General features: G+C 62.9%; 11 protein-coding genes. 9 read left to right on the top strand and 2 right to left on the bottom strand.

Annotated elements, in window-relative coordinates; all coding sequences use genetic code 11:
- Positions 1-195: 195 nt before the first annotated feature.
- The 4 genes from MESS4_RS11610 to MESS4_RS11595 all read left to right on the top strand — a co-directional run bounded on the left by MESS4_RS11610 (position 196) and on the right by MESS4_RS11595 (position 4,118).
- Positions 196-1,128, top strand: a complete 933-nt coding sequence (locus MESS4_RS11610) for a substrate-binding domain-containing protein (protein WP_006330223.1) — start codon at positions 196-198, stop codon at positions 1,126-1,128.
- Positions 1,129-1,243: 115 nt separating this feature from the next.
- Positions 1,244-2,230: an ABC transporter permease gene (locus tag MESS4_RS11605; RefSeq protein WP_006330222.1), complete on the top strand. Its 987-nt coding sequence runs from the start codon at positions 1,244-1,246 to the stop codon at positions 2,228-2,230.
- A gap of 3 nt (positions 2,231-2,233) precedes the next feature.
- On the top strand, positions 2,234-3,028 hold the full coding sequence (locus tag MESS4_RS11600; RefSeq protein ID WP_006330221.1) for an ATP-binding cassette domain-containing protein: 795 nt from the start codon (positions 2,234-2,236) through the stop codon (positions 3,026-3,028).
- 67 nt (positions 3,029-3,095) lie between these two features.
- Entirely contained in the window at positions 3,096-4,118 is a 1,023-nt protein-coding gene (locus tag MESS4_RS11595) for a LacI family DNA-binding transcriptional regulator (RefSeq protein ID WP_006330220.1), read from the top strand.
- A gap of 270 nt (positions 4,119-4,388) precedes the next feature.
- On the opposite strand, the gene MESS4_RS11590 is transcribed toward MESS4_RS11595, so the two are convergent.
- A complete protein-coding gene (locus MESS4_RS11590; RefSeq protein ID WP_006330219.1) occupies positions 4,389-4,970 on the bottom strand; it encodes a TetR/AcrR family transcriptional regulator in 582 nt (193 codons plus the stop codon).
- Positions 4,971-5,232: 262 nt separating this feature from the next.
- On the opposite strand from MESS4_RS11590, the gene MESS4_RS11585 reads away from it, so the two are divergent.
- From MESS4_RS11585 to MESS4_RS11575, 3 genes are read left to right on the top strand one after another with little or no spacing between them, the layout of a single operon-like run.
- Positions 5,233-5,493: a hypothetical protein gene (locus tag MESS4_RS11585; RefSeq protein ID WP_006330218.1), complete on the top strand. Its 261-nt coding sequence runs from the start codon at positions 5,233-5,235 to the stop codon at positions 5,491-5,493.
- On the top strand, positions 5,487-8,675 hold the full coding sequence (locus tag MESS4_RS11580) for a multidrug efflux RND transporter permease subunit (protein WP_006330217.1): 3,189 nt from the start codon (positions 5,487-5,489) through the stop codon (positions 8,673-8,675). Before MESS4_RS11585 ends, MESS4_RS11580 begins: the two co-directional genes overlap by 7 nt.
- Positions 8,676-8,692: 17 nt before the next feature.
- On the top strand, positions 8,693-9,847 hold the full coding sequence (locus MESS4_RS11575; protein ID WP_036241090.1) for an efflux RND transporter periplasmic adaptor subunit: 1,155 nt from the start codon (positions 8,693-8,695) through the stop codon (positions 9,845-9,847).
- A gap of 73 nt (positions 9,848-9,920) precedes the next feature.
- Here MESS4_RS11575 and MESS4_RS11570 read toward each other — a convergent pair whose 3' ends face one another.
- On the bottom strand, positions 9,921-10,880 hold the full coding sequence (locus MESS4_RS11570) for a LysR substrate-binding domain-containing protein (RefSeq protein WP_006330215.1): 960 nt from the start codon (positions 10,878-10,880) through the stop codon (positions 9,921-9,923).
- 105 nt (positions 10,881-10,985) lie between these two features.
- On the opposite strand from MESS4_RS11570, the gene MESS4_RS11565 reads away from it, so the two are divergent.
- Positions 10,986-11,774, top strand: a complete 789-nt coding sequence (locus tag MESS4_RS11565) for a 2OG-Fe(II) oxygenase (RefSeq protein WP_006330214.1) — start codon at positions 10,986-10,988, stop codon at positions 11,772-11,774.
- 278 nt (positions 11,775-12,052) lie between these two features.
- Positions 12,053-12,790, top strand: coding sequence for a GntR family transcriptional regulator (locus MESS4_RS11560; RefSeq protein ID WP_006330205.1), 738 nt, complete (start codon positions 12,053-12,055; stop codon positions 12,788-12,790).
- Positions 12,791-12,847: the final 57 nt, after the last annotated feature.

Below are 12,847 nucleotides of genomic sequence, written 5' to 3'. Positions count from 1 at the left end.
CAAACTGATGCAATCTGATGGGATTGCTGATGGCGCCGTGCCTTGCGCCAACATCCTTTGGTGGATGGAGGCTTGCCATCGACCGAAAAAGGGGATGCTCTTGGAGCGTCCGGATCGGCGATGACAGGAGGTACGGTCAGGGCTTTGCCCGGATCGCCCGATGTGGAGGTCACTTTCAAAATGGGAGGAAATCAAATGCTGACAAGACTACGACTGCTTGTATTCGGCTTGATCATGGCGCTGGCCATTCCGGCGGCGGCACAGGCCAAGACCTTCTACTGGGTCTCGCATGGCGGCCCGGCCGACCCGGTCTGGACCTATTTCCTTGCCGGCGCCAAGCAATGGGCGACGGACACCGGCAACACCGTCAACACCTCGTTCCACAATGGCGACGTGGCGTCGCAGCAGGAGGCGGTGCGCGCGGCGATATCGGCCAAGGCCGACGGCATCGTCACCACCAGCCCCGATCCGGGCAGCCTTGTCGAGATCGTTGGGGAAGCCCGCGCGGCGAACATCCCGATCATCAACTTCAACACGCCCGACCCGAAGGCGAATTTCAACGCCTATGTCGGCGGCGACAACGTCACCTTCGGCAGGCACTGGGCGCAGTATCTGGTCGACAAGGGCCTGGTGAAGAAGGGCGACTTCGTCTGGATGCCGGTCGAAATTCCCGGCGCTACCTATGGCGTCCAGGAAGAGGAAGGCATCAAGAGCGTCTTCGAGCCGCTCGGCATCACCTATGAGATCACCGAAGCCACGCTAGACCAGGCCGAAGTGATCAACCGCATGGTCGATTACCTCACCGCCAACAGGGCCAAGGTCAAGGCGATCATCGGCCTCGGCGACCTGGTCACCGGCTCGATCAAGCGGGTCTTCGACCAGGTCGGCGTCAAGCCGGGCGAAATCCCGGTCGTCGGCTGGGGCAACTCGCTCGACACCACCCAGGAAGTGCTGAACGGCTACGTCAATGCCGCGCAGTGGCAGGATCCGCAGGCGACCAGCTATGTCGCGCTTTCGCTGGCCAACATGGCCGCCAGCGGCATCCCACCCGGCTTCAACGTGATCACCGGCGCGCTCTACGAGAAGGACACCGCCGAGGTTTACGACAAGATCCTGGCCGGCAAATAATCCGCAATCAGAATAGTCGCGGCCGCACCTGCGGTCGCGACTGTCCTTCCCTTCCGCCGACCTGCCGGATGCGGTGCAGGTTCCAGGCAATTCCACTCATTTTCGCGGGTCCAAGGTGGAAAATCGTTCCCTCATCCAACGCCTGATCGCGAGGCCCGAATTCGGTCCCTTCGTGCTGCTCGTCGTCGAGATCGCTGTCTTCTGGAGCATCAACCCCAGCTTCCTGTCGCCGCAGAACATCTCCAACACGCTGGCCTTCACGGTCGAGCTCGGCCTGATCGCGCTGGCGATGACGCTGCTGATGACCTCAGGTGAATTCGACCTCTCCGTCGGATCGGTATTCGGCTTCTCGCCGGTGTTGATGTGGACCCTGTTCAACAGCGGCGTCACCTCGCTGGAAATGGGCTTCCTCATCGCGCTGGTGGTCGCCGCCTTCATCGGGCTGGTCAATGGCTGGTTCGTCACGCAGCTCAAGATCCCGTCCTTCCTGGTGACGCTCGGCATGCTGCTTGTCGTGCGCGGCACTGCCCTGTTCGTCACCGACGGTTTCCCGCAACGCACCTGGAGCGCCGAAGGCAGCTGGCTCGCGGAAGTGCTGGTCGGCGACTTCTTCATCGGGCCGTTCCGCATCTACATGTCGCTGTTCTGGTTCATCGCAGCCGCAATCGCGCTTGGCTATGTGCTGACGCAGAGCCGCACCGGCAACTGGATCCAGGCGGCGGGCGGCAACCCCAACGCGGCAAGGGCGCGCGGCGTCAATGTCAGCGGCGTCAAGATCGGCCTGTTCATCCTGTCGTCGCTGATGGCTTCGCTCGCCGGCGTCATCTCCTCGCTGCGCACCTCGGCGGCCAACCCCAACAGCGGCACCGGCTACGAACTCGAAGTCATCGCCATGGTGGTGATCGGCGGCACCGCGCTGACCGGCGGGCGCGGCACCATCATCGGAACCGTGCTCGGTATCCTGATCCTGCGCGTCATGCGCAACGGCATCGTGCTGATCGGCGTGCCGGGCCTTGCCTACAACATCTTCATCGGCGCCATCATCCTCGGCATGATGGCGCTCCACTCATGGCTGGAACGCCGGCATCAGGCAGGGACGTGAACCGTGGCCGAACCGCTTGTCCGCATGGAAAACATCCGCAAGTCCTACGGGCGTGTGCAGGCGCTGGTGGACGCCAATTTCCATGTCAATGAAAGGGAGATCGTCGGGCTGCTCGGCGACAATGGCGCCGGCAAGTCGACGCTGATCAAGGTGCTGTCGGGTGCGGTTCCGCTGACCAGCGGCGACATCTTCATCCGCGGCAAGAAGGTCGACTTCCGCAGCACCAGCGACGCCATCGCCCACGGCATCGAGACAATCTATCAGGACTCGGCGCTGGTCACGCAATTGTCGATCGCCCGCAATTTGTTTCTCGGGCGCGAGCCGATCAAGCCACCGCGCTTCCTCAACCGAATGGATCAGGAGGCGATGAACGTGGTCGCCCGCGATCTGCTGAAGCAGGTCGGCATCTCGAAGAACATCCCGCCGACGACGCCGATCGGCTCGCTCTCCGGCGGCGAACGGCAAGCGGTGGCGATCGCGCGGGCCATGCATTTCGACAGCGACCTGATCATCCTCGACGAGCCGACCAACAATCTCGGCGTCGCCGAGACGCAAGGCGTGCTGAGTTTCGTGCGCAGCGCCCGCGATTCGGGCCACTCGTGCATCTTCATCGCCCATAACATCCACCATGTCTTCCAGGTGGTCGACCGCATCGTCGTCATGCGCCGGGGCAAGGTGGTCGCCGACGACATCGACCCGAAGACGACCAACGTCGCCGAGGTCGAGCGGATCATCACCGGCATGTCCGACAAGGAGATCCGCGACGCCATCGCCGACGGCAAGCATTCGGGAGCCTGAACACCTCAACCAGAGCCGGTAGCCGCATGTCTGGCACGGGATCGCATCCGCTCCTATGACTGGGACCATGAAAGCCACCGTTTCGGATATAGCCAGGAGCTGCGGACTGTCGACCGCGACGGTCGACCGGGTCTTGAACAACCGGCCGGGCGCAAGTGCCGCCAACCGGCAGCGCGTGATGGAAGCGGCCAAGCAGCTCGGTTATCTGCCGGTGGTCGACCAGGTGGCGCTGCCCTCGCGGCCGGCGCATCTCGAATTCTTCCTGCCGATCGGCTCCAACGCCTTCATGATGGACCTGGCAAGGCACATCGAGGACTACGCGGCGCGCCTGCCGCTGGTCGCCTCCTGCCGGATCCACAACCTCGCCGGCATTTCGCCCGGAGCATTGCAGGCGGCGATCGAAAACCTCTCGCTTAGGGCAAACGGCGTCGGCGTGATCGCGATCGATCACCCGCGAACCCGCAACATCCTGCGCGAGATCGTCGAGGCCGGCATCCGCCTCGTCACGCTGGTGTCCGACGTGCCGGGCGCGCCACGTTCGGCTTATGTCGGCATCGACAACCGCGTTGCCGGCCGCACCGCGGCCTTGTTGATGGGCCGTTTCCTGGGCGGACGCCCAGGCCATCTGGCAATGGTCGTCGGCTCACGCTCCTATCGCGGGCACGAGGAACGCGAAATGGGCTTTCGCTCGGTGCTGAGCGAAGAGTTCCCCAATCTGACCGTGACCAGCGCCGTCGAGATCAACGACGAGCCTGATATCAGCTACACCGCGACGATGCAGGCACTGCACAACGAGCCGGAGCTGCTCGGCATCTATTGCGTCGGCGCCGGACGCTCGGGCGTGGCGAAGGCGCTGCTGGAAGCCAGGCCGCAAAGGAAGCCGGTGTTCATCTGCCATGACCTGACGCGGGCAACACGCGGTTATCTCGTCGACGACCTGCTCGATGTCGTCATCGACCAGAATGCGCGGCTGATCGCCGAGCAGTCGGTCATTCGCCTGCTCGGCTCGATCGCGTCCTCGGCGCCCTATCTGACCCGAAAATTCATCGAGCCACGCCTGATCTTCAAGGAAAACGTCCCGGTGCAATGATGCCGTTCTCCGGCTTCAGCGGTGATACGGCAAATCTGCACATCTGCTATGCATCTTTTGCAATTGCCGAATCGTTAGGCAATCCGTAAGTTCGCAGGTGTCGGCCATCTACTCCTCCCAGATGCGATGCCGGCCTTGAATTCGGTGCACCTCCTCCCGCGCCGTGTTCGAAATCAAGCCCGCTGCCACCTCCTCCCGGCAGCGGGCTTTTTTCATTTTCGTTCCTGGAGATGTCGTCCGCGGCAAAAACGCGGAGGCGCAGGCAGAGCCCTATCGCGCCTTGAACGATGCGATCAGGCCTTCAGCCATGCGGACGAACTGCGCGCTGGGGCCTTCGGCGCCGACGCTCTGCAGGCTGACGCGGGCGCCCTCGAGCAATAGCGACAGCGTGTCGGCGAGAAGCTCGGCCTGGCCAACACCGGCCTCCCGGCACAGGTTCACCAGGCGCTCGCGCTGGGCATCCTTGAGTTCCTTGATTACACGCCTTGCCGGATGATCGGTCTCGCTCAATTCGATGGCGGCATTGGCCATATCGCAGCCGCGGCTGTCGGCGCTGAGCATCTCGGCGGCCTTGCGAACCCAGGCGTGCAGTTGCGCGAGCTTGTCGCCAGGATATTCAGTCTCGAATGCATCCCACATCGCGCCGGCCTTGGATGCGGTGGCGCGCAGGCACTCGATGATCAGATCGTCCTTGGATTCGAAATGACGGTATAACGTCATCTTGTTGGTGCCGGCGGCTTCGGTGATGGCGTCGACGCCGACGCCCTTGATGCCATGTTTGTGAAACATGTCCTGCGCCGTCTCCAGGATCCGATCCCGGGGCCGGACGCGTTCCGAAGTGCCATCTGCCATCGAAGTCTCCTTGGTTCCCTAAGAATGGGGGCTCCCTAAAAATTCGGCACACCTCTTGACTAGGGTGTTACCGATCTGTAACTTCACGAATGTTACTTACTGGTAACACCTATCTTGCACCCCGTCAACGATTGGCATCGCCGTTAGGCACAGCCGGGACGGAACCAGGGCAAGGACTGCCTGTCATGCGGCTTCGGCCGGTGAGAACGACAAAAACGATTCGCGATCATTCGATGCGAATCGCCAGCAAGGAGCCGCTTCGATGTCGCAGCGCAAGGATTTGACAATCGATGAAGCCATCCGGGATCCGATGATCCGGCTGGTGATGAAGGCGGACCGCGTCGACCCGCGCGCATTCGAGAGGATGCTGCGGTCGCTGGCGGAAGAGCAGTATCCGGACAGCAAGGCGCCGCCGTCTCGTTTTTCAGCAGACGCGGGATCCGGGCACAGCCGGCGGCTGTCCAGGATTGCCAAGGCATTTGGCGAAGCAAAAGCATTTAACGAGGCGTGCGTTTCATGGTGAACTTTTTCATCCACCGTCCGATCTTTGCATCGGCGATCGCCATCATCATGGTGCTCGCCGGGACGATCTGCTATTTCCTGCTGCCCGTCTCGCAGTTTCCCGACATCACGCCGCCGCAGGTCGTGGTCAGCGCCCAGTATCCCGGCGCCAGCGCGCAAGTGGTCGCCGACACCGTCACGACCCCGCTCGAACAGCAGATCAACGGCGTCCAGGGCATGACCTACATGTCGTCGTCGAGCTCCAATGACGGCTCCTCGACGATCACCATCACCTTCGAGGTCGGCTATTCGCTCAGCACCGCCGCCGTCGATGTCCAGAACCGGGTGTCGCAGGCAGCATCCTCGCTGCCGGCCATCGTCAACCAGGGTGGTGTGACGATCAGGAAGCAGAACCCAAATTTCGTCCTGATCGTCAACCTAACCTCGCCCGACGGCTCCGTCGATCCGGTGGCGCTCAGCAACCTCGCCTACCTGCAGGTGGTGGACCCGCTGAAGCGCCTGCCCGGCGTCGGCGACGTGCAGATCTTCGGCGAGCGGCGCTATTCGATGCGCATATGGCTCGATCCCGACAAGCTTGCCAATCTCGGCATCACCGCGGTCGATGTCCAAAACGCCATCGCCGAGCAGAATGTCCAGGTCGCGGCCGGCAAGATCGGACAGTCGCCGGCGCCGGCCGGCACCGCCTTCGAGATGCAGGTCAACGCAGTCGGCAGACTGAGCGATCCCGAGGAATTCGGCGACATCGTCGTGCGCGCCGATGCCGCGAGCGGCTCGCTGGTCAGGCTGCGCGACGTTGCCCGCATCGAACTCGGCGCCCTGCAATATTCGTCGTCGGCCTTCTTCGGCAAGGATCCGACCGTGGTGCTCGCGGTCTACCAGATGCCGGGTTCGAACGCGCTCGATCTGCAGCAGCGCGTCAAGGACAAGATGCAGGAACTGTCGGGCCGCTTCCCGAAGGGCGTCAGCTACGCCATGCATTACGACACGACGCGCTTCGTCTCGGCTTCCATGCATGACGTGCTGGTCACGCTTGGCGAGGCGCTGGTCCTGGTTGTCGCCGTCGTGTTCATCTTCCTGCAAAGCTGGCGCACCACGATCATCCCGACGATCGCGATTCCCGTGTCGCTGGTGGCCACACTGGTCGTCATGTACATGTTCGGCTTCTCGCTGAACATGCTCAGCCTGCTCGGCATGGTGCTGGCGATCGGCCTCGTCGTCGACGATGCGATCGTCGTCGTCGAGAATGTCGAGCGCCAGCTGGAGGCCGGCCTTAAACCGCTGGCCGCCACGCGCGCGGCAATGGCCGAGGTCACAGGCCCGATCATCGCAACGACCGCCGTGCTGATGGCCGTGTTCGTGCCGGTCGCCTTCATACCCGGCGTTTCCGGCCGGCTCTACAACCAGTTTGCCCTGACGGTCGCGATCTCCTTTGGCATCTCCGCCTTCGTCTCGCTGACGCTCACTCCGGCGCTCAGCGCCGCCTTCCTGCGCCACCGCCCGGAGACCCAGTTCGTGTTGTTCCGCTGGTTCAATGCGGGCTTCGAACGGCTGTCGCATGCCTATGCCCATGGCGTGCGCTTCCTCATCCGCCTGCGCTGGATCATGCTCGGGGTGTTCGCGGCCGGACTCGTCGCGACCTATTTCGTCTGGCAGCGTCTGCCCTCGACCTTCCTTCCGGTCGAGGACCAGGGCTATTTCTTCGTGGTTATCCAGTTGCCCGATGGGGCGTCGCTGGAGCGCACCGACGCGGTGGCCCGGAAGGCACGCGACATCCTGCAGAACACGCCCGGCGTCGATATCGTCGGCTCGATCAGCGGCCTGAACTTCCTGACCAGCGCCGCCCAGTCGAACTCGGCGGTCGAATTCGCCATCCTGAAGCCATGGGACGAGCGCGGCCCTGACCAGAGCGCCTCGAAGCTCGTCGCCGACGTGCGCTCGAAGCTGATGGAAATTCCGGAAGCGTTTGCACTAAGCTTCGATCCGCCTTCGATCCCCGGCATCGGCACGACCGGCGGTTTCGAATTCCAGGTCGAGGATCTGACCGGCCGCGGCAGCGCCGCCCTCAACGACGCGACGCAAGCCGTGCTCGCCGAGGCGCGCAAGCAGCCCGAGCTCAACCCGCAGCAATTGTTCTCGTCGTTCTCGACCTCGACGCCGCAGTTCAACTACGACCTCGACCGCAACAAGGCGAAGCTGCTGGGCTTGAGCCTGCCTGATGTGTTCAACACGCTGCAGATCTATCTCGGTTCGCTCTATGTGAACGATTTCAACCTGTTCGGTCGCACTTTTCGTGTGACGATTCAGGCCGACAAGGATGCGCGCGCCGGTGCTGCCGACATTTCGCGGCTCTATGTGCGCAACGCCGCCGGCGGCATGGTGCCATTGAGCACGCTTGGCAAGCTGGTGCCCATCGTCGGCCCGGAAACCGTGCCGCACTACAACAACAATGCGTCGGCCCTGATCAATGGCGGCGCCGCGCCCGGCTTCTCGTCCGGCCAGGCGGTGGCGGCCATGGAGCGCGCCGCCGCCACGGCACTACCGAGGGATTTCGGCTACGAATGGACCGGCATCACCTATCAGGAGCTCAAGGCCGGATCGATCGCCTCGATTGTCTTCGGTCTCGCCATGATCTTCGTCTTCCTGATCCTTGCCGCCCAATATGAGAGCTGGGCCATGCCCTTCATGGTACTGCTCGCGGTGCCGCTTGCCCTGTTCGGTGCCTTTGTTGCCTTGTTGGTGCGTGGCATGCAGATCGATGTCTATTCGCAGATCGGCTTCGTCATGCTGATCGGGTTGGCGGCGAAGAATGCCATTCTGATCGTCGAGTTCGCCCGGCGTCGGCGCGAGGAAGGCCTGAGCATCGTCGATGCCGCTATGGAAGCGGCGCGGCTCAGGCTGCGGCCCATCCTGATGACCGCCTTCGCGTTCATCCTCGGCGTGCTGCCGCTGATGTTCTCCACAGGCGCTGGTGCAGCGAGCCGTCAGTCGATCGGCACCACCGTCTTTGGCGGCATGGTCGCGGCAACGATCCTGTCGCTGGTGTTCGTCCCGGTCTTCTATGCGGTGATCGAGCAACTGCGCGAGGGCCGCGGGCAGAGCAAACCCGCGGCCGAACATGAACAAGACCATATTGAACCGACTGCCGAACCAACGCCTGTGCGATTGGCGGAAGCGGCCGAATAGGATTGGAGACATCGATCATGCGCAAATGGAAAATCGCGTTGGGAGCGGCTGTCGCGCTGGGGGCGATCTCGATGGCGAGCGTTCACTGGCTCGACATGGGAAATCTCAGCCTCAATGCCGGCACAGCGGCCGCGACACCTGCGCCGGCAGCGTTCGTCATGCCGGTGCCGGTGGTGAACGTCGTCAAGAAGACGATCCCGATCTACCTCGACTATGCGGCCCGGGTGGAGTCGATCCGCAGCATCACGCTGCAGGCGCGCGTGCCGGGCTATCTCGAGGAGCAGGCTGCCGCCGACGGCAGCGATGTCAGCAAAGGCGATCTTCTCTACAAGATCGCCCCGCAGGATTTCGAGGCTGCCCTTGACCAGGCGAAGGCTCAGGTCCAACGCGACACGGCAACGCTTGACTACGCACGCTCCAATCTCGGCCGCGGCACCGAACTCGCCAAGAGCGGATACATCGCCAAGGATGCGTTCGACCAGCGCACCAGCACCTTGCGCGAGGCCCAGGCGTCGCTCGCTGTAAATCAGGCCGCCGTCCGGACCGCCGAGCTCAACCTTGGCTATACCGAAATCCGCGCCCCGTTTGCCGGGCGCATCGGCCGCAATCAGGCCTCGATCGGAACGCTGGTCAGCGTCGCCGGCACCGTGCTCAACACACTGGTGCAGCTCGATCCGATCTATGTCACCTTCAATCCGAGCGAAACGGATCTGGCACAGATCGAGGAAGCCCGCGCGGCGGGGCCTGTCGATGTCGATGTGCTGCTTCCAGGCGATACGGAACCGCGCCAGAGAGGTCAGCTCACCTTCATCGACAACACGATCGATCATTCGACCGGCACCATCACGGCACGGGCGACGATCGGCAACGCCAAGTTCACGCTGCTGCCTGGCCAATATGTGCGTGTGAGGCTGCACATCAAGCAGCAGCCCGATGCGCTGATGGTGCCGCAGACGGCACTGGGCTCGAGCCAGCTCGGCAAATACCTCTATGTCGTCGGCAAGGGCAACACCGTCGACCAGCGCATCGTTTCGCTCGGACCGATCAATGGCGATCTCATCGCCATATCGAGCGGCGTGTCGGAAGGCGACCAGGTGATCACCGGCAATCTGCAGAAGATCGGACCGGGAATGCCGGTTTCGCCCCTGCCACAACAGAAACCGGCTACCTGATAACCCCCATCAGACCCGGTCCTGTGGCGCCCTCGACCCCCACGTCGAGGGCGCCGTTTTGCTATGTTTGTTTTTACGCAATTCCCTGGGAAAAGCGTTGCGCGCTTTTCCCAGGAAAACCGCTGTGCACTTTTCCTGGAATTGCTCCAAGCAGCTCGACCAGACCGGCCACGTCGGCGCGCTCGGCCTTGGCGGGAGCCATGAAGGCGCAATAGGGCTGGCCGAGACGGACCGAAACGGACGAGAGCGCGATGAGACGCCCTGCTTCGAGATCGGCACGGGCCATGACCCGCTGGCCAAGCGCAATGCCGAGACCCAGCCTCGCCGAGGCGATCGCCAGGCTGGACAGGCCGACGCGCCGTCCGTGCGAGGGATCGGGCGCGCGGCTGCCGCCGGCGGCCGAGAACCAGTCCGCCCAGCTTGGGTGCGAGGCATAGTTCGGCCCCCAATTGGTGTGGATGAAAAGACTTTCATGCAGCTCCGCCAGGCCGGAGACGCCGTTGTTGTGACGCTGCCAGAAATCAGGCGCCGCGACCGGCAGCACATCGTCATGGACAAGGCGGACCATCCTGAGCGCAGGATAGTGATAGTCGCCATAGCTGATGCGCAGATCGATGTTCTGGCGCACGACATCGACTGGGTCATCCTCGACGCGGATGTCGATCGCCATCCGCGGAAAGGCATCGAGCAGCACGGCCAGCCGCGGCGCCAGCCACAGTTCGGCCAGCGAGAACGGCACGCTGACGACAAGACGCGTTCTCAAGCCCCCTTCCAGCATGCGCCGGCCAATGGCCGCGATGTCGCCCAAGGCGCGTGCGGTCTGCGGGTAGATCGCATGGCCGGCATCGGTCAGCGCGATGCGGTTGCCGCTGCGCACGAACAGCTGCTTGCCGAACCAGTTTTCCAGATTGCGGATCTGCTGGCTGACCGCCGCCGACGACACGCCGAGCTCCGTGGCGGCCAGCGTAAAGCTGCCGGCTCGCGCAGCAACTTCGAAAGCCTTGATCGCATTTAGCGGCGGGAGTTTTTCCATCCTGCCCTCTCCCAAGTTTTCCTTATGCAAGCCTAACAATTTTCCGCGTTGAGAGAAAGATTTCCTTGCTGTCTAGTCGCTGCAGGATTTCACGAGGACGCAACGATGAAAGACATTCTCGACCTGGACCGCTACCCGCTCGACCGCGAGGGCGGTGCCGAATGGAAGCGCCTCGTGGAAACCTCGGTCGCGGCGCTGGAAGCCGACGGCATGTTCAATCTCGAAGGTTTCCTGCGCCCCGGAGTGGCCGAAAAGGCGGCGCGGGAAATCCAGCCTGTGATGGCCACGCGATCGCACATGCACAAGCGGATGCATAACATCTACTTCAAGCCATCGATCCCGGAGCTGGCGCCCGACCATCCGGCGCTGCGCAAGGTCGAGACGATCAGCCACACGGTCTGCGCCGACCAGATTCCCGGCAGCGTCGTGCTTGCCATATATGAATACGAACCGCTGCTGCGCTTCCTGGCGGCGGCGATGGGCAAGACGAAGCTGCATGTCATGCAGGACCCGCTGGCGCGCACCAATGTGATGGCCTACCGCGCCGGCGAGGCCCTGAACTGGCATTTCGACCGTTCGGAATTCACCACGACCCTGTTGCTGCAGGCATCGCAACGCGGCGGCGATCTCGAATACCGCACCGACCTGAGGTCGGAAGACAATCCCAACTACGAGGGCGTCGCCAAGCTGCTTGAAGGGCGTGACCCCGAGGCCAAGATACTGCGCATGAAGCCAGGCACATTGAACATCTTCCGCGGCAGGAACACCGCGCATCGCGTCACCACTGTCGAGGGCGAGCGCGAACGCATGATCGCGGTGTTCTCTTATTACGAGAAGCCAGGCGTGATGTTCAGCGACGAAGAGCGGGTCGGCTTTTACGGCAGGGCGGCCTGAGGCGCTCGGGTTTCTAGGTTTGCGATATCAATCGTCGAAGCCGGCGCCGCCCCTCATCGCCCTGCGGGCCCTTCTCCCCGTGGAGAACGGGGAGAGGGTAAGGGTGAGGGGGCAGCGCCAACGCCCGGAAAAGTAAAGGGCGGATTCAATCCGTCTTGGGTTTCCGGCTCGGCCCAGCCTGAACATCAACAGACCTCAAAACCAGAATCCAGAAATAACCTCTTGTTAGATTGTCGACAATCTGCTTGTCTAGCTTTCGGTACCTCTGGAGTAGCCGAATGGGCAAGCTGGATTTCAGTCCGATCGCGGATACGACACGCAGGGCCGAGATCGTGGCGCTGCTGCGGCGCGCGATCCTGACCGGCCAGCTCGAACCAGGGCAGAAACTCAACGAACTCAGGATTGCCGAACAGATGCGGGTGAGCCGCGCGCCACTGCGCGAGGCGATGCGCGAGCTGGTGCAGGAAGGCATACTGACCAGCATTCCCTATGCGGGAACCTTTGTCATCGACGTCACCGCCAAGGATATCGACGATGCCTATTCGCTCAACAAGGTGCTGGACGAATTCGCCATCGAACTGACCTGGAAGCTGCGCGACCAGCGCTTCTTCGCCGAGCTCGATCGGCGCCACGAGGCGGTGAAGCAGGCGACCCGCGACCTCGACACTACAAGGCAGATCGAGACGGCGCTGCAATTGCACGGCCTCATCTACGAATGGTCGGACAATTCGGTGCTGCTGGAGACCTGGCAGCGGCTGACCAGCCGGCTGCAGATGTATTTTGCCCTACACCAGCATGCACGCAACGAGCCGGTGCCGGCCGAAGACGTTCACGAAACCTATGTGCGGCTCTTGAAAGGCAAGGACATGCGCGCCGCCCAGCGCCATGCCCGCGAGCACATCGATCTCGATTTCGAGGAACTGCTTGCCTATGCGCGCAGCCTCGAACAGCGGGCATCCAAGGGCGCCAGGGCCGATCGTGCCGGCCACGCGCGCGGCCGGCCGGAAGGCGGCTGAGACCGACGGAAGCCGCCATGGACGGCTAGGCCGACAGAAGCCGCCAATTGGCGGCTT

Origin of the sequence: Mesorhizobium sp. STM 4661, from assembly GCF_000359125.1 — a bacterium.
GTDB lineage: Bacteria > Pseudomonadota > Alphaproteobacteria > Rhizobiales > Rhizobiaceae > Mesorhizobium.
The sequence above is the reverse complement of the archived record's forward strand: the minus strand, read 5'-3'. Positions and strand labels throughout refer to the sequence as shown.